Below are 17,366 nucleotides of genomic sequence, written 5' to 3' on the forward strand. Positions count from 1 at the left end.
CTCGTATATGGATATTATCCTGGGATATAATAGAAACGCCTATAGAGAGAGAAAGTTTCATGTTTATACAAAATAATTTATTATTACTTATCTAACTATGACTTTCTACGCGCCTTCTTCCAAATGAAGCTTCTTAATCAATTGAATTCGGGAGATACGTTTGTTATCCGTTTCATCTACGATATATATATGATTGTCGAATTCCAAGGATTGACCTTTCTGAGGTGGAATCGTTTCAAGTCTTGAATAGAGCCAGCCACCGATCGTGTCATAATCATTTGTGTCCATCTCCAGACCGAAACGTTCATTGATCTCATCGATTAACATCAATCCATCAATAGAGTATTCGTCATCTCTTATCTTCTCAATCCCTGGTCTTTCTTCGTCGAATTCATCTTGAATTTCGCCTACGATTTCCTCCATTATGTCTTCCATCGTTACAAGTCCCGAAGTTCCACCATACTCATCAATTAATATGGCGATTTGTGACTTACTTCTTTGCATCAATTTGAGCAATGCACTGATGTGGATAGACTCTGGTACCGTAATCATTGGGCGAACAATGTTCGGATATTCACTGTCGTTCGCTCTTAACAAGTCTTTAATATGAATAAATCCGATAATATTATCTTTATCTCCATCACAAAGGGGATAACGCGTTCTCATCCCTTCATATGCTATTTCAATGTTCTCTTCTCTAGGAACATGTTTGTATAGACAGATCATTTCCGTTCGAGGGATCATGATCTCACGTGCGGTCGTCTCCGCAAATCCGAAGATATTATTTACAAGTGCGAGTTCTGTATTATTGATCAATCCACTTTTATTACTTTCTTTCATCAAGATCCGTATTTCTTCCTCCGAATGAGCGGAATCTTGTTCGGATTCAGGTGCTATGTGTAGAAATTTCAATATTTGATGAGCTAATCCATTAAGTAACCAGATAAAAGGCGACATTATTTTATAGAATAATGTGATTGGTGCAGCAGACAATAATGTGACTGAATTCGACTTTCGAAGTGCTAATGTCTTGGGTGCTAATTCACCTAATACGATATGGAGTACTGTAATAATGATGAATGCAATGGTAACAGAAATACCATGTACAACGGCTTCACTATAACCAAGTAAGTTAACTAGTGGGTATAATAATCGTCCGATGGCCGGTGCACCAATCCACCCTAGTCCTAATGAAGCTAATGTAATTCCAAGTTGGCATGCTGATAAGTATGATTCAAGATTATTCGTAATGTTTCTAGCTAATATTGCACCTCTACGTCCGTCTGCTACAAGTGTATCAATTCGACTACTTCTTGCTTTCACCATAGCATATTCTGCTGAGACGAAAAAACCATTTAATAATATTAAAGCAACAACCCAAAATAAACTTATACTACTCGGTAATGGGTCCAATCTTTAACCTATTCATCGTAAACCTTCACTGACGAATAGGTACACCTCCTTCGTTTTTCAAAAATATGATGCGGTTGAATTATCAAGCCTACGCAATAGAGCATCAATTTCCCAAGCGACTCATCTCCCAGTTATCTTGAATTTAAACCTTATAATTAATTATATAGTTATACATTACACAGTCAAACGCTAGGGTATGACTGTATTTCACAGAAACACTGACTTTTAATGTGTAAACAGCCATTTATAACGCTAAAAGGGATGCCTTCGTCAATTGCGACGATAAGCACCCCTTTTGGATGTTTCTATACGATATTAACGTCTTGGTTGAATTTGATTTCCTTGTGTACCTGGGTATTGATAATTGATTGGCTCATCAAACGTAATGTAATCCAAATAAATCGTTAATAAGATGACTCTTTTACCCGACGGTTCACTGATAATGATGTGATCGCGTCCTGCTGCTTCAACTATACCTTTGAATATCTTAGCATTCCATTCTTTATTGTTCTCATATGTCATATAGAAGGTTCCTGTTTTCCCACGATTTAAGCGCAAGATATTCTCAACATATGACTGCTCATATACAGGCGCATTTGTTGGAATAACACTACCTTGCGGCGTCATTGGGTTTCCAGATGCTACTTGAGGAGGCATCATATATGATCCTCCCATACCTGGGTTCATTTGACCGCCAAAACCTCCACGTTCATTACCAATTTGATAAGATACCGGTTGAAAAGGTTGCATTGACATAATAATAATTCCTCCTTATGTTATAAAACAATAATTTATTTTGTTAATACACTGTCGGACAATCCTCGGACGTTGGAGTAAAGAAACAATGTGCCTTAAATCTTCCTGTATTCTGTTGGTTGTACCAGGTCGCTGGACAATCGCCTGTCGGTCTGAAGAACCACAGTGCATTGCTCGCAGGCCAAGTGCGTTCTCCACGTATAGCTCTTTCGGCAAGTCTGATGTCTTTTTCACGAGCTCTTTGATAGAAGTATCCTTTTTGTGGAGCTTCGAACCCACCTGGACTTTGATATACCATATCCGAAATGTTACGAACATTATTGAAATCCAAACAATCTCCTAAGATCCGATTCACCCCAACATTACCTACCATCAGCATACCTAGTTCTCCATCTTCTTCGGCTTCTGCTCGCATTAAACGTGCGAGTACCTTAATATCTTCCGAAGTCGCTTTAACAGCTGGCATTTAATACACCTCCTTGTTTACGATCTTGCTAACTTCACAGTATCTTATGTACATTCGCCCAGTTGGTGACAAATAAAATAAAGACACCACCCTTTGACCACACATACGTCAAATGGGGAAGTGTCTTTGTTACTCCTTATTGATGACCAGTAATGCTTATCTATTCTTCATAGATCATTTTGCGTGTCATGCCTCCATCCAGTACAATATTTGTTCCTGTAATGAAGCTGTTATCTGGATCAGTTAAATATAGACAAGTACGTGCGACATCCTCAGGAGTCCCAACTCGTCCTGCAGGATGCTGCTCGTGATCTCTTGCGCTTAATGCGGTATAGTCATGGGTCTGAATCCAACCAGGACTAATACTATTCACTCTAATGCCATCTTTCCCAAGTGAGATCGCCATTGCATGGGATAAAGCGAGAATAGCGCCCTTTGATGCTGCATAGGCCTCAGAATGTGGCTCAGACATCGTAGAGCGGGTTGAGGAGATATTCACTACTGAACCTACTCTACCTTGGCTCTTCATGATCTTCGCTGCTTCACGCGTCGCTAGGAAGCAGCTGCGAGCATTTGTGTTTAAACAATCGTCCCATTCCTCTACAGTTAATTCAAAAGGTGATTTGAAGCGGGATACTCCCGCATTATTAATCAGAATATCGATGGTTCCGAATTCCTCAACGGTTAGAGCCATTAACTTCTGTATCTCTTCCTCTGACCTTACATCACAGGCCACAAATAGAGCCCTACCACCCGCTTCGCGAATACACGCTACGGTTAATTCACCTTTGATTGTATCGACATCACCGATCGTGACGCATGCGCCTCTAGATGCATACATCTGGGCAATACCTTGTCCGATTCCTTGAGCTGCTCCTGTAATGACAACTACCTTATTCTTATATGACATGATGGACCTCCTTATTATCTAATAAAAAACCGCCTTATCTAAAGGCGGCATACTTATTAATCATATCCTCTTCGCTGTGAATGTGCATTTTCTTGCCTAGTGAAGCGGGGATTACGCTGGAATCCCATATAGCGAGTCCCCTGAAACGTTAATTGACCCGTATCTCCTTCTGCACAAAGTCCATATTCCTCCCCATTGACGACGAACTCTATCCGATCACCACTGTCTACCTCAAAAGTTATATAATAACAAGTCCTTGTGTAACTTGATATCTGATCATTCTGATAATTCTGATGTTGTTTAACTTCATTTCGCTTACTTACTATAGAAGATCCTACAGTAAGTTGCGGTTGTTTATTGTTACTACTCCAACGTAATATACCTTTTCCAGCACTCAATAACAATATACCAATGATCACAATGATAAATATCGGCATAACCGTACCTATGAAATCGAACATCCAAAATGAGTCTGTCCCCATACTTCTCCTCCCTTCATATTACGCCAACCTTTGATTATATTTCTCGTTGAAATGGCTCTCTCAAGGTTATGTATTTCTTAGTAAGCTTCGAAAGTATTGGCTTGGAGAGGAAGTCGATGTCATTTCTTTTGTCAAATAAAATCCTCGTGCGCATTTCTATTGGGCTCTCCATTATCAAGTATATGCATCCCATTTCAGAAATTGATCATTTATTCGTAGGTTTATATAACATACATGTCTACACACAAAAAAGATGAGTATTACAAAGCTTAATCACACTTTGCGTTACTCATCTTTTTAACACGCTATTCCTATATACGTTATGCATGGATCAGTTGCAATAATACTTGCGTCTCGTTCATTTCATCTTCTTCTACTAGCATTCCTTGTTCTGTCCAACAAGCTTTGCATTTCTCTTCGGAATTACATAAATGAGCATCTTCACATGTATAGCAGAACTGGAGTAATTTTTTACTAGTTAGGTCCGTTTCATAATTGAATGTTGTCATCTTTCCCACTCCTATCGTCTTTTCAATCTTGTTTACAAATTAAAGATACCATAAAAATAAGTTATTTATTGTGATATATTTCACAATGTTGGCTAAAAGCTAAAATTTAATTAGCTTTATTAAAGAAATCTTATATTACAACACTTTCCAACTCACTCCGCCATCTAAGGTTTGTAATAACAGTGAACGTTTGTTTTCCGTATTCTCTAAGAGTATCCAGCCTAATTTAGAAGAAATGAATTCCATTTTGACAACACTCGGGTATGTCTCAATATATTCTTGTAAAGTACTACTAACAGGTAAAGCATCCCAATTATTCCCTTGATTTATCGTATGATAAATCGTTGATTCTTGAAGATACCAACCTTCATTACGATTTAAAAAGATTGGACTCAACATTTGATTCAATCCCGTTGACCAATTGAGATCAAATGGAGTGAATTTCCACGTTACACCTTTATCCGATGTAAAGTAACCATTTAATTTCGTACGATCACCATCTGTGCAAGCCAAAGGAATAAACCCCTGATTAGTCGATTCACCGCTAAACTCCGAATTCCCTAGAGTCACTGTACGACATACAGCCATTTTTTTACGATCAATGAGATTAGGTACAGTTACCCATGAATTACCCGCATCCTTTGTCGTATATAATGTTCCGGTCCCCTCATCTTGAAGGGTGACAAAACCATTCAGAGAATCTACAAAAGACATATCCATTACGTAACCTTGATTGGAAATAGCAAATGGCGTATCTTTTGAAGCGTTTCGTGATCCTGTGTTCTGCATGACTTTCGTCCAATTTGCTCCACCATCATCTGTTCTGTATAGGTACTTCTCTTCTTGCCCCATAGAAGAATCTGATGTAGTTAGAATCCACCCTCGTTTAACAGAACTAAAAGAAATCCCTTTGATATCATCCGATTTAGGCAAAGAGGATATCTTCCAATGAAGACCACCATTATTGGTCCGAAGTACAACCGTTTCTTGCGTTCCTTGCCCATTACGAACAATCCAGCCGTTATTCTTATCTATAAAGAACACATTTGTTCCATACTCCGGATTAGAAGTGAATTGTACATTTTCTGCAGGGGACATATTAACCCAACTCCCACCGCGATCTTCAGTAGAATATATCCTAATCGAGTTTCGCGTTAATCCCCATGCTAGTCCAGTTGTCTCATTTAGAAGATGAAAATCAACTAAGCGAGTCTGAATCTGATATTGTTCTTGTTCTTGTTTCTGGTCTTCAGATGGTGTGGATACTGTAACTACATTCAATGTCTGCCCCAGTTCACCTGGATCCTCTTGTGCTTGTTGTAACGGCTGAGCATCTAACGATACGTTATTAGTCTTCGAGCAAGCCGTAAGTAGTAATCCTAATATAATAGCAATGGTTAGACATATATGTTTATGTGACTTCATAATTTCTACCTCCGTCATACGGGCTTCCTAAAAGTTCTTAAGAGTAAATACTCTATGAATAACCCTCGTCTGTGTTAGCCTCTATTAGATGAAGTATAATCTAAGTAAACATTATATCACAATATGTAAAATGGATTATTAATAACAAATTAAACGAGACATCATAGATTAATGTTTAACTATATTAAATATTAATAGGATATCACTTTCACGTTCGATTTGGATAAAAGGGATCCTATGTTGATTTATATCCTTCCAGGCCTTCATTTTGGGAATAAATTAAGTTCTGATTAATCACATGAAGGATTTGTTTCTTTGTCGAAGTAATTCTCCCCATTGTTACCATTCTGTAAATAATTCTTATCTCTACAATATAAAAAAACCATGAACGTTAAAGTTCATGGCCTACCCTGCGTTAACTATTCATTTACTTATTTAACTTACTATGTCGGTAACCATAAGCGAAGTAAATCACGATTCCGATCAATAACCATAACAGAAACCCTTGCCATGTTTCTTTACTTAAATTGAACATTAAATAAAAGCATGCTCCCGCACTTAATAGTGGAATAAAGGGTACCCAAGGTACTCTAAATCCTCTTGGAAGATCTGGACTTGTAATCCTCATAACAATGATCCCTAAGGAGACGACAGCAAATGCGAACAGTGTTCCAATACTTGTAAGACTCGCAAGCTTATCTAGTGGAATTAACCCAGCTAGTATAGCAATGATGATACCTGTGGTCCATGTGCCCACGACAGGTACCTGTGTCTTTTTATGAATTTTAGACAAGACCTTGGGCAGCATCCCATCCCGGGATATCGCAAATAACAAGCGTGACTGTCCGTATATTAACACTAAAAGAACCGTGGTCATACCCGCTATTGCACCTACCGAGATGAGACCGGCTACCAAGTTCTGGTCAACAAAACGTAGCGCGAATGCCACTGGATCTGTCACATTAAGAAGTCCATAAGGAACAATCCCTGTAATAACCAAGGCCACGATAATATACAGAACAGTACATATAGCAAGAGAAGATATAATCCCAATAGGTAAATCTCTTTGTGGATTTTTCACTTCTTCAGCTGCAGTCGATAGGGCATCAAACCCAATATAGGCGAAAAACACAGCTGCTGCACCATTAAACACGCCAGTCATTCCATAGGGTAGAAATGGTGACCAATTTGAAGGTTTTACATAAAAAATACCGACAACTACAAATAATAATATGACCGCAATCTTAACGACAACCATAATGGTATTAAATCGTGCTGTTTCTTGAATTCCTCTAGTTAGCATAAAGCTTATTAAGAGGACGATTATAACGGCAGGGAGATCTATGTAGGTTCCTTCTGACATATTAAAGGCTCCAGAAATCGCAGTTGGCAGTTGGATGCCGAAACCATCTAATAACCCTTTTAAATAACCTGACCAACCACTGGCTACAGCTGAAGCAGCAACACCATACTCTAGCGCAAGATCCCAACCTAGAATCCAGGCAAACATCTCACCGAAAGCAGTATAACTATACGCATAAGCGCTACCCGATACAGGAACAGATGATGCGAATTCAGAGTAACAAAGAGCTGCTAACACACACGCTATAGCTGCAATAACAAACGAAAGTACCAAACTTGGTCCTGCAAGTTCAGCCGCTGCAACACCTGTTAGCACAAAAATCCCCGTGCCTATAATGGCTCCAACGCCTAGAATGGTCAAATCCATAGCGCCTAATGTCTTTTTTAGTTTTGTTGACTGATCTCCAGCAAGTCCCTCTTGAATGTAACTTTCTGCTGATTTTTTACGAAATAAATCCATGATCTCTCTCCTTATTGCATCTTAAAAGCCGCTTGTTATTATCATCTTTTATCATGTGCTATGTCAATTGAGAATATCAGGTAATTATAAATTTGTTCGTTCTATATAGAGTCAATATATTATCTTGTCCAATGGCTATTCAACTTATACAGCTATACGCAGAAAAAAAGCAGCCACGAGGGCTGCTTTCGTATCCATACTATTAAGATACAACCATGAGTTCAACTTTACAGTAACGATGTTTATCTTTCTCTAGAAGGGTAAAGGTTACATTCTCATGTTGCCATTGATCTCCTTCTTCTAGTTCCGATTGATGACCATATAGCCATCCACCAATGGAATCCCACTCTTCGGTTTCAAACTCTGTTGGAAGTAAATTATTGATAAGTGTTAAGGAAGCCTTACCGTCAGCAATAATATGATTGTCACCGACTTTTGTGATTTCCTGTTCTTCTTCACTATCGAATTCATCTCGAATTTCGCCGACAATCTGTTCCAATATATCTTCAATGGTAACCATACCTGATGTACCACCATATTCATCCACTAGAATCGCAATATGTGTGCTTTCTCTTTGCATTTTCTTTAACAATGCATCTACAGAAGCCGTCTCTGGAACAGACATAACAGGTTGCATTAACGTTGATACTTCAACGTCCGGATTATCATCATAGGCTAAGAAGAATCGCTTTGTATTGATAATACCAATAATGTTATCCTTGTTCTCATGTGCTACAGGAAAGCGAGTATATTGCTCTCTCTTAATGATCTCCATATTTTCCTGCTGAGACATATCTGTATATAAGCACACCATATCTGTACGAGGAACAAGAATATCCTTCGCAAGCATGTTGTCAAAAGCGAAAATACGATTCACATAACCTAATTCATTCTTGTTAATTTTACCACTTTCGTAACTTTCATTTATTATAATCTGAAGCTCTTCCTCAGAATGTGCTTCTTCATGTTCTGATGCCGGCTTGATACCGATCATTTTAACTAATTGATTGGCAGAGCCATTTAATGTCCATATAAAAGGTCTCATCATTTTGTCAAACCAAATGATAGGATGGGCAGTTAATAATGCAATAAACTCCGTCTTTCGAATAGCAATCGTCTTAGGTGCCAATTCACCTACTACGACATGCAAGTACGTAATAGCAACGAATGCAATAATGAACGAAATGATATCATTTAAACCCTGAGAAAGCTGCATTTTTGCGAATAAAGGATGTAGAAGACTCTCTACCGTCGGTTCACCCAACCAACCTAATCCGAGTGACGTAATCGTAATACCCAATTGACAAGCGGATAAGTATCCGTCCAAATTGTTTAATACTTTCTTTACAGCACCTGCATTCTTTCGGCCTTCACTGATCATTTGATCCACTCGACTAGAACGAAGACGTACCATTGCGAATTCTACCGCTACGAAAAAAGCTGTTAATGCGATTAATATAGCGATTAATATTAGATTTAACCCCGGCCTGCCACTTTCCACTACTTCATCTTCTCCTTTAAAAAATTACGATTTTAATAGATACAAGAAACAATTATACATGTATTCTAGCATTTTTACAAAATTATCTTAAACCTACTAGGGTTGCGTTGTCAGTAATTTCAAACCTAAACCTATATATATGATAGCGGCTGTCACATTTGCATATTCCGCAAATTTTGGTTTTTCTAATAAGCGTTGACTGAATGTTCCTGCAAAATAGGCAAGAAGAGCGAAAATAATACCAGATAAAATGAGAAAGATAAGACCTAAAATAATCATTTGAAGAGGTACATATCCATGCTTGTATTGAACAAATTGCGGTAAAAATGTAAGAAAGAATATAGCGACCTTCGGATTCAGAATATTCATCGTAAGTCCTTTAAGCAATAAGCTTCGTTGACTCTTAGGCTCTGCCACATTTATCTGAATTGGATTCTTCCGGTATTTAATGGCCTTATATGATAAATAGAATAAATACAGTGCTCCAGCCCATTTGAATATCGAGAAAGCCGTTACTGATGTCGTTATTATAATTGAAAGCCCAAGTGCTGCAGCTAACGTATGAACGATATTCCCAAGACTTAGTCCAATTGCTGTATAAAATCCCGCTTTCCTTCCATTCGTCATGCCTTGTGTGATCGCAAATATTAAATCTGGACCTGGAATAAGAATTAATACGATGGATGTCCCAATAAATAACAAGAAAGATGATAAGGTAAACATATAACGTCCTTTCTTCTGTAACGACATAGGATGAACTAAAGAATTACCCTGTAGTTCATCCTATATAATTAATGTAATTAAATGTATGCTAAATGTGCTCTCATTATTCCTCTTCCATATCATCTGGTAGTTCATTCTGAGATTGTAGCAACCGATCTGCCACCGCCCGGAAGCTTTCGGGTTGAAGTAATTCAACTGGCGAATAACTTTTATCAAAAGTAAACGCGTCCCCTTCAATAATAACTGCATACCCCTCACGCAACTTCGTCAGATGGATTTTATCACCATAATCAGCGAGGAAACCTTTAATAAAAGTCTCTCCAAGTTTGAATTTAATCTCTATCTCTGGCTTGATCTCGATAATACTTTTCGCGGCTTCCACCACTTGCTCTGGTTCCCACTTCTCTTGTAAATTACGCTTATCACTTGCAGCCCAAAGTTCCAACTCCCGCTCTTCCTGATGACGTTCCTCGTGGCTTGAATCAGGCCATTTGTTCTCTACATAGGTTTGAACAAATTCCATAACATGTTCATTCACGATTTCAGGGATAGATTGCTCATAGGTTACGAACTTCAAGAAGTCTTCGAAATATCGAGCATGTGAAGATTGATGGATTTTGAGTTCCCAATCTTCCACAATGCCCTCTTCTGGCATATATGGGTATTGAATTGATTTCATGTTCTTGGCATTAATAGCCATTTCCACTTGACTTACCAAGCTTTTCTCATCGGAAATTCGAGCGATTTTCTGTTCGAAATCACATTTGAAGACGAAAATAAATGGATCATCCAAATGTGTCGCAAGTACAGCCTGAACGATAATTAAGGCCCCACCACGAACTGCGCTGGTATCCAAGTAGCTACGAAGAAGATCATCACAGGCATTTTTGTAATCTTCTTTATTATCTGTAGTACGAAGTCTTAGGAACAAATTAAAATTGGGATTACTATCTAGATCATGTCCTGGTTCTACAATAAAACGTCCGATTTTGGTAGGTGGTTGCTCACTATTCGGGTTCTTCTCCACCTTACGTTTGGCAGTTCGAGCAAATTCTCCATCGAGAAACTTACTGATTTCACTATCGACATACTCTTGTTCATCTAGTGTTTGAAAGTGTTTATAACTTTTTACAGCTTGTCCTTCACGACTTTCTACCTGTATGACAAAAAAAGATAAGTACTGTACATTAAATCGCATGATGAACTCCTTTTTAGTATGAATGTTATTGTCTATTCGAATGATCATATTGGGTAATCTGGTAATCTGATAAAAGTGATAGCTATTACATATAATAGGTAAGGACATAATATCGAAAGCTACTTATACTGAAAAAATTCGTCCAAGACTAAGCCAATTTAGTTCCGTCAGAGCAGATGCGGCATCCGTATTGCCTTCACGGCAAGCAGCAATAATGTCCTTATGCTCACTAACTGAGTTCAATTCACTCTGTGAACCTAATTTAGCTAATTCAAGTCGACGTAGCTTAGGTGTAATGCGTTCCAAAACAGCTTCAATCTCCGGATTAGCTGCTACTTTTACAAAAATGGCATGAAATGCGTCATCCTCTTGGATGACTTGTTCTAAATTCTGCGTTTCTAAAGCTTGTTGAAGTCGTAAATTAGTCTCTTCTAGTCTCGAAATATGCTCATTTGTAAGACTGAGAACTGATGATCTCACAGTCAATACATGTAATGAAGCAACTACTACAAGTGCTTGTGCAGCTTGTGTCTCATTTAGCGGCGCCACACGGGTAATTGAACCCGGAAATGACTGAATAAGCCCTTCATCTTCTAACCGTTTGAGAGCCTCCCGAACTGGCGTTCTACTCACGCCAAATTGCACTGCTAATTCTGCGTCACTGAGTTTCTGACCTGGAGAGAATTGCAACGTCACGATCCCACTCTTGAGTGAATCATAAATCTGATCACGTAGCGTAGATCTTTTTAATTTTTGAATATGAGTGTTGTTATCCATCAAACCAATATATTGCATATCAGTCATCATGGCAAGACAATTTTATTGGTATATTACTTCTCCATTTCATAAAGGTTAACATAATATATTTTATGTTAACCTTTGTGATTTCAAATCTATCACACATACAAGTCCAATTTATGAGGTATCAAGACCCTCTGAAAATTCTGTTCAGAGTGGATACAATAATGCGTCGTATTTTCACGATATACTTCAGATAAATAAACAAGGTTAACATAATTATTATTATGTTAACCTTGTTCTAATTAAAATCTATCAACCACCTATACTAGGCAATTCCAATGTCAACCTCGACATCGCTTCCTCTTTCTCACGACTCGTAATATGCGTGTAGACTGTAGTCGTCTGAATCGAAGAATGTCCCAATAGCTCCTGAACAGTACGTAGATCTGCGCCTTTACGTAATATCATAGTTGCAAATGAATGGCGTAACTTGTGGCTAGAGTATGGAATTCGCTGCAATGGAGGGACATCCATTTGAAAACGATCAAACGTTTCAGATGCAGCCTGTTGAATCGAACGTATCGATAAACGACGCCCTTTTTGTGAGATGAACATCGCTTCCTCTTTATTGCGTTTAGGCTCAAGGCGTCCGTTCACCGCTCGCTCCAACATAGGGCATACCGCTTCAGGGACGGGAACAGTTCGCCACTTACGGCCTTTCCCGAATACGCTGAGTGATCGTCGTTCTGCATTGAAATCACTTAAATTCAGCGTGTGAACTTCTCCTACCCGCAGTCCCATATAAGCCATTAATAAGAAAATAGCAAGATTTCGGTCTCGATGTTTCCCTTCCACTGCACTAAAGAACCGTATCATTTCAGATTCCTCTAAATATACCGGTGCTCGGTTCTTATCTGTCTTGGACTTCTTTATATCTATTGCCGGATTTATGTTATGTAGTTCCAATTCGATTAAAGCTTTAAAAAAACAAGATACCGAAGCATGCTTGCGGTTACGTGTAGCATCGCTAACACCGCGTTCGCGAACAGATGATAAATAAGACACAACATGGAACTTCTTCACACTCTCCAATGACTTACCTCCAAGTGCCTCCAAGAATTCGTTCACATCTCCTAGATATGACCTCTGTGTATAGGTTGTGTAACCGGCGTCCTTCATCCAAATTAAAAAGGCATCCAGCGCTTCTTCGTAGTCTTCACTATATTCATTCACGCCTTCTCCACCTCCCATATCATTACAACAACCTATTCTAACATAGATCAACTTCTGAGGAGGTAATCTTTTTATAAAAGCTGAATCCCTGAATGAAATGTTGATCCACCTTATAACTTCTTTCTTTTCTAGCTTCTTTAGCGCTCGTTCAAACCCATTTTCTAACTTAGTAATCGTTTCAGAAAGGTGTTAGATGGTTAAGCTTTTAAGAGTATGAACTTGACTATGAGATGAAAAAAAGAGGAGACGATAGCTCATGAGCGAAGCAAAAAAAGTAATCCTTGAACCCGCTGCACAGAAATTTGCTGACGATAATGCTAAGCCTCCATTCCTTTCTGACCTCGGTCCAGAAAAAGGACGCGATACTGTAGATGATGTTCAATCAGGGGAAGTTGAGAAACCAGAAGTACTTATAACGGATCTGGATATTCCTGGCGGTCCCAATGGTCCAGTATCTGTTAGAGTAATACGACCTGTACATGCTCCTGCGACATTACCCGTCATCGTGTACATTCACGGCGCTGGCTGGGTGTTCGGTAACAAACATACACACGACAGACTAATCAGAGAAATATCCATCGGAGCACAGGCAGCAGTTGTATTCCCGAATTATAGCCTATCTCCAGAATCCAAATATCCGACCGCAATCGAAGAAATTTATGCCGTTGTGAAATGGGTGGCTGAAGAAGGTACCGAACAAGGCTTCGATATTAATTCATTAGTTGTAGCTGGTGACAGCGTGGGCGGTAATATGACCGCGGCCATTACACTAATGTGCAAAGAACGCAAAGGACCGAAAATTAACAAACAGTTGTTATTCTATCCTGTTACCGATGCTTCCTTTAATACGGACTCCTATCATCAATTTGCGGAAGGTTACTTCCTACAACGCGACGGTATGAAATGGTTCTGGGAACAATATACGGACGACCCTAAAGATCGCGAGCAAATTACAGCCTCCCCTCTTCGTGCAACGATTGAACAACTACGCGATCTGCCCGAAGCTCTGATTATTACAGGCGAAGCCGATGTGCTACGCGATGAGGGCGAAGCATATGCCAACAAGTTACGGGAAGCAGGAGTCACTGTCACAGCAGTTCGCTTCCAGGGCATTATTCATGATTTCGTCATGCTGAACGCCCTCGCAGATACTAATGCAAAAAAAGCTGCACTCAAACTAACGACAACGTGGATTAGAGAAGGATTCTAATAAGAAACCTTTAACATTCGATAGAGCAAGATTCCATTAAATGCATATCGCAAGACGCTTAGGAAATAATCGGACACCCTTACTAAATCGGTGTCCGATTATTTTTATTTTTATAGTAATCTTTTTCGAGAACGACCCTTTACAATTTAAACCAAATATTCTCTTTAGTGATTTATGAATCATGAGAGATAATTATTACATTAACTGAGACGAGCATCGAGAGAATCATTTACATTAAGATTCATTAAAAGTGGGGCCTGACAACTAAATGTCATTTAATATAAAGATATTATAGTTTTTGTTAATTAATTCACCCTCTCCTTACCCATTATTAATTTATAAAGTCCGTTAAAAACAAAACAGCGTATAATTTGTGTTATACGCTGTTTTTTAGAGGCTATTTTAGAGTGATTTCATCTACTCACGAAGTTATTATGTAATGAATCAAAACCACGTTGAATGATGGCTTGATACGGTTTCCCTTATGTTTTCACGCATTTCCCTAACAACAACCCCCACAATCGATTAGTCATTGTGGGGGTTGTTGTTAGGGAATATTCAATTGCTTCCATATAATTCTTCACTTTTAAAAGTCCTAGCAAGACGAAATCCAAGATCATCAATACCAAACGTTGGATGGCTGCGCCGCCGACACGTTGCCCCACAACCTCTTTCCTCTTCGGCCCAACTACCCCCTCGAAAAATTCGGTATGTTCCATATACGTTCTCATCATATACATCCCAACACCATTCCCACACATTTCCTAACATATCATACAAGCCCCACGCATTCGGTTCCTTTCCTCCGACTTCATGGCTATTCCCACCAGAATTCTCATTATACCAAGCAACCTTATCTATCTCTCCATATCTATATCCTGTCGTACCCGCTTTACACGCATATTGCCATTCCGCTTCTGAAGGAAGGCGATAGCCATCTGATTCCCAATCACAGATGATATCTTCACCATCAACACTCAATGAATAACATTCTTTCAAGCCTGCCTGTTGAGAAAATAGATTACAAAAAGCAATAGCATCATGCCAAGATATATTCACGACGGGCTTGAGATTTCCATCATCAGATATAGGAGAATTCTTTGTGATAGCATAATATAGTTCCGCAGTCACAGCATAAGGTGCAAGAATGAAGGGGTTTATATCAGCCTTCCATTTCCTCTGTGTTCTATCGTCTCTCAACTCTAATTCTCCACCTGGGATGTTTACCATTGGATAATAAATATTTCGCTCAGACACTTGATTCCCCCTCCTTTTCTATATAACTTGTTTATCGGATTTGCTCAGGCTATGTATGTAAGAGTATATATAATTATTTTGTTTCATTCCACATCATTCTATATACTTCGTGACAAACTAAATCAAATTGAGCATAATAATGTAATAATGAAAATCGCTAAATAATTTTCAGAAAAACAGCACGATACATAGGAGGTTATTATTTTTGGCAAGTTCTAAGTCACAATCGTCACCCATAGCATCAACCGCAAATACAGTATATCCAATACTTTTTGCGATCAGCATTGTTCACCTCTTGAATGACACGATGCAGTCAACCGTCTCTGCTCTATTCCCAATTCTTAAAGATTCCATGAACTTAACCTTCAGCCAGATCGGTCTGATTGCTTTTGCTATGAACATTACGGCGTCTCTTCTTCAACCTTTGGTTGGCAGGTTCTCCGACATTAAACCCCGACCTTACATACTGCCATTAGGTGTTTGTTTCACTTTGTTGGGTGTTGTTATGTTGTCAATAGCTCCGAATTTCGCATTTGTATTACTGTCCGTGATCTCGATCGGCATAGGATCAGCGGTATTTCATCCCGAATCATCACGTGTTGCTTTCCTTGCTAGTGGAGGTAAACGAGGTCTTTCACAATCGATTTTCCAAGTTGGTGGAAATATTGGGAGTGCACTTGGTCCGATCATGACGGCACTCATATTCGTAAGAATTGGTCAGTTTGGCGTCATCTGGTTCTCAATAGCGGCTGTCATTGCGATTGCCATTCAATACAGAGTAGCACAGTGGTACGGTAAGCTCCCACTTCATGTACGACCTGTTAAGAAGAACAAGGCGTCGGCGGAAGTTCGTAGTCACGGATTAAGTCGTACCCATGTCATATGGACGATTGTTATATTGGTATTTCTCGTATTTTCGAAAAATGTTTACATGTCCAGCATCACGTCTTATTACACATTCTTTTTAATCGAAACGCATGGCGTAACAGTACAGCAAGCACAGTACTTTCTATTTGCTTTCCTTGCTGCTGCGGCTGTAGGTACCTTCTTTGGAGGTCCTTTATCTGACCGATTTGGACGGAGAAATATCATATGGTTGTCTATCTTAGGTACAGCCCCATTCTCTATCCTCCTCCCTCATGTTTCATTGGGATTAGCGGCTGTTCTAAGTATATGTGCAGGTTTCATACTATCCTCAGCCTTCTCCATCATTGTTGTGTATGCACAAGAGCTTGTACCAGGTAAAATTGGATTAATATCTGGATTATTCTTCGGTCTAGCCTTTGGTCTAGGTGGATTAGGTTCAGCTGTTATGGGTAATATTGCGGATTTCACAAGCATCCCTTTCATAATGAATATTTCTTCTTACTTACCTTTACTCGGGATTTTAGCTATCTTTCTACCCAAAGATAAGGAACTTAGCGGATAAGAAGATGACCGCAAGTATCAATATATATAGAAGCAGCCAGCGTATTCCGATAAAGTTTCGGTAACACGCTGGCTGCTTTTTTTTGTATCTAAATGACTATTGTAAAGAACATATGAGCATCCTAGCCATTAATGCATTATTCAATCGATTATACTGCATCCTGTGACGCCCATACTTTGCCTGTGATCATGGTTCAATGTATTTAATTTGATGGTTTCTCCATCCAAAATAGCTAATTTTTTATGAATTGGTTGCTTAAGTGCTTTGCCAGCCTTTTTCATAAGAATATTG

General features: G+C 39.0%; 17 protein-coding genes. 2 read left to right on the forward strand and 15 right to left on the reverse strand.

The annotated features are described in order from the left end of the window. Positions 1-105: 105 nt before the first annotated feature. The 13 genes from PBAT_RS21180 to PBAT_RS21240 form a co-directional block, all read right to left on the reverse strand. Positions 106-1,413 (reverse strand): hemolysin family protein, encoded by a 1,308-nt coding sequence (locus PBAT_RS21180; protein ID WP_068652669.1) that lies wholly within the window; start codon positions 1,411-1,413, stop codon positions 106-108. A gap of 315 nt (positions 1,414-1,728) precedes the next feature. Further along, positions 1,729-2,172 (reverse strand): spore coat protein GerQ, encoded by a 444-nt coding sequence (gerQ, locus tag PBAT_RS21185; RefSeq protein ID WP_420848817.1) that lies wholly within the window; start codon positions 2,170-2,172, stop codon positions 1,729-1,731. Positions 2,173-2,212: 40 nt separating this feature from the next. Further along, the gene (locus tag PBAT_RS21190; RefSeq protein WP_068652673.1) at positions 2,213-2,635 is read right to left on the reverse strand and encodes a cell wall hydrolase; all 423 of its coding nucleotides are present in this window, start codon (positions 2,633-2,635) and stop codon (positions 2,213-2,215) included. 160 nt (positions 2,636-2,795) lie between these two features. Continuing rightward, complete coding sequence (locus tag PBAT_RS21195) at positions 2,796-3,545, reverse strand: SDR family NAD(P)-dependent oxidoreductase (protein WP_068652675.1); 750 nt, start codon at positions 3,543-3,545, stop codon at positions 2,796-2,798. A 56-nt stretch (positions 3,546-3,601) separates the two neighbouring features. Further along, positions 3,602-4,027 carry a DUF2500 domain-containing protein gene (locus tag PBAT_RS21200; protein WP_068652677.1) on the reverse strand — a complete coding sequence of 142 codons (426 nt, stop codon included), beginning with the start codon at positions 4,025-4,027 and terminating at the stop codon, positions 3,602-3,604. 320 nt (positions 4,028-4,347) lie between these two features. Continuing rightward, positions 4,348-4,536: a hypothetical protein gene (locus PBAT_RS21205; protein ID WP_068586545.1), complete on the reverse strand. Its 189-nt coding sequence runs from the start codon at positions 4,534-4,536 to the stop codon at positions 4,348-4,350. A 135-nt stretch (positions 4,537-4,671) separates the two neighbouring features. Then, positions 4,672-5,961, reverse strand: coding sequence for a VPS10 domain-containing protein (locus PBAT_RS21210; RefSeq protein ID WP_068652876.1), 1,290 nt, complete (start codon positions 5,959-5,961; stop codon positions 4,672-4,674). Between the two features lie 427 nt (positions 5,962-6,388). Next, positions 6,389-7,783: a branched-chain amino acid transporter BcaP gene (locus PBAT_RS21215; RefSeq protein WP_068652679.1), complete on the reverse strand. Its 1,395-nt coding sequence runs from the start codon at positions 7,781-7,783 to the stop codon at positions 6,389-6,391. Positions 7,784-7,985: 202 nt separating this feature from the next. Further along, positions 7,986-9,284 carry a hemolysin family protein gene (locus PBAT_RS21220; protein ID WP_068652681.1) on the reverse strand — a complete coding sequence of 433 codons (1,299 nt, stop codon included), beginning with the start codon at positions 9,282-9,284 and terminating at the stop codon, positions 7,986-7,988. 96 nt (positions 9,285-9,380) lie between these two features. Continuing rightward, positions 9,381-10,034, reverse strand: coding sequence for a LysE family translocator (locus PBAT_RS21225; protein WP_248912450.1), 654 nt, complete (start codon positions 10,032-10,034; stop codon positions 9,381-9,383). Positions 10,035-10,110: 76 nt separating this feature from the next. Beyond that, positions 10,111-11,205 carry a DUF3900 domain-containing protein gene (locus PBAT_RS21230; protein ID WP_068652683.1) on the reverse strand — a complete coding sequence of 365 codons (1,095 nt, stop codon included), beginning with the start codon at positions 11,203-11,205 and terminating at the stop codon, positions 10,111-10,113. Positions 11,206-11,328: 123 nt separating this feature from the next. Then, positions 11,329-11,982, reverse strand: coding sequence for a GntR family transcriptional regulator (locus PBAT_RS21235; RefSeq protein ID WP_248912451.1), 654 nt, complete (start codon positions 11,980-11,982; stop codon positions 11,329-11,331). A gap of 276 nt (positions 11,983-12,258) precedes the next feature. Then, entirely contained in the window at positions 12,259-13,197 is a 939-nt protein-coding gene (locus tag PBAT_RS21240) for a tyrosine-type recombinase/integrase (RefSeq protein WP_068652685.1), read from the reverse strand. Positions 13,198-13,435: 238 nt separating this feature from the next. Between PBAT_RS21240 and PBAT_RS21245 the strand changes: the two genes are divergently transcribed. Continuing rightward, positions 13,436-14,389, forward strand: a complete 954-nt coding sequence (locus tag PBAT_RS21245) for an alpha/beta hydrolase (RefSeq protein WP_068652687.1) — start codon at positions 13,436-13,438, stop codon at positions 14,387-14,389. A 558-nt stretch (positions 14,390-14,947) separates the two neighbouring features. On the opposite strand, the gene PBAT_RS21250 is transcribed toward PBAT_RS21245, so the two are convergent. Next, positions 14,948-15,619: a formylglycine-generating enzyme family protein gene (locus tag PBAT_RS21250; RefSeq protein ID WP_068652879.1), complete on the reverse strand. Its 672-nt coding sequence runs from the start codon at positions 15,617-15,619 to the stop codon at positions 14,948-14,950. Positions 15,620-15,851: 232 nt separating this feature from the next. On the opposite strand from PBAT_RS21250, the gene PBAT_RS21255 reads away from it, so the two are divergent. Further along, on the forward strand, positions 15,852-17,075 hold the full coding sequence (locus PBAT_RS21255; RefSeq protein ID WP_068652689.1) for an MFS transporter: 1,224 nt from the start codon (positions 15,852-15,854) through the stop codon (positions 17,073-17,075). A 140-nt stretch (positions 17,076-17,215) separates the two neighbouring features. Here PBAT_RS21255 and PBAT_RS25685 read toward each other — a convergent pair whose 3' ends face one another. Next, positions 17,216-17,356 carry a hypothetical protein gene (locus tag PBAT_RS25685; protein ID WP_169810154.1) on the reverse strand — a complete coding sequence of 47 codons (141 nt, stop codon included), beginning with the start codon at positions 17,354-17,356 and terminating at the stop codon, positions 17,216-17,218. Between the last annotated feature and the right edge of the window lie 10 nt (positions 17,357-17,366).

It is taken from the genome of Paenibacillus antarcticus (assembly GCF_001637225.1).
Taxonomy (GTDB): Bacteria; Bacillota; Bacilli; order Paenibacillales; family Paenibacillaceae; genus Paenibacillus_AQ; species Paenibacillus_AQ antarcticus.

Excerpts from the sequence above, each read along its gene's own strand:
- PBAT_RS21225 (WP_248912450.1), bottom strand. The coding sequence starts at position 10,034 with ATGTCGTTACAGAAGAAAGGACGTTATATGTTTACCTTATCATCTTTC.
- PBAT_RS25685 (WP_169810154.1), bottom strand. The coding sequence starts at position 17,356 with ATGAAAAAGGCTGGCAAAGCACTTAAGCAACCAATTCATAAAAAATTA.
- PBAT_RS21190 (WP_068652673.1), bottom strand. The coding sequence starts at position 2,635 with ATGCCAGCTGTTAAAGCGACTTCGGAAGATATTAAGGTACTCGCACGT.
- PBAT_RS21210 (WP_068652876.1), bottom strand. The coding sequence starts at position 5,961 with ATGAAGTCACATAAACATATATGTCTAACCATTGCTATTATATTAGGA.
- PBAT_RS21200 (WP_068652677.1), bottom strand. The coding sequence starts at position 4,027 with ATGGGGACAGACTCATTTTGGATGTTCGATTTCATAGGTACGGTTATG.
- PBAT_RS21250 (WP_068652879.1), bottom strand. The coding sequence starts at position 15,619 with ATGGTAAACATCCCAGGTGGAGAATTAGAGTTGAGAGACGATAGAACA.
- PBAT_RS21195 (WP_068652675.1), bottom strand. The coding sequence starts at position 3,545 with ATGTCATATAAGAATAAGGTAGTTGTCATTACAGGAGCAGCTCAAGGA.
- PBAT_RS21240 (WP_068652685.1), bottom strand. The coding sequence starts at position 13,197 with ATGGGAGGTGGAGAAGGCGTGAATGAATATAGTGAAGACTACGAAGAA.
- PBAT_RS21215 (WP_068652679.1), bottom strand. The coding sequence starts at position 7,783 with ATGGATTTATTTCGTAAAAAATCAGCAGAAAGTTACATTCAAGAGGGA.
- PBAT_RS21205 (WP_068586545.1), bottom strand. The coding sequence starts at position 4,536 with ATGACAACATTCAATTATGAAACGGACCTAACTAGTAAAAAATTACTC.
- PBAT_RS21230 (WP_068652683.1), bottom strand. The coding sequence starts at position 11,205 with ATGCGATTTAATGTACAGTACTTATCTTTTTTTGTCATACAGGTAGAA.
- PBAT_RS21235 (WP_248912451.1), bottom strand. The coding sequence starts at position 11,982 with ATGGATAACAACACTCATATTCAAAAATTAAAAAGATCTACGCTACGT.
- PBAT_RS21245 (WP_068652687.1), top strand. The coding sequence starts at position 13,436 with ATGAGCGAAGCAAAAAAAGTAATCCTTGAACCCGCTGCACAGAAATTT.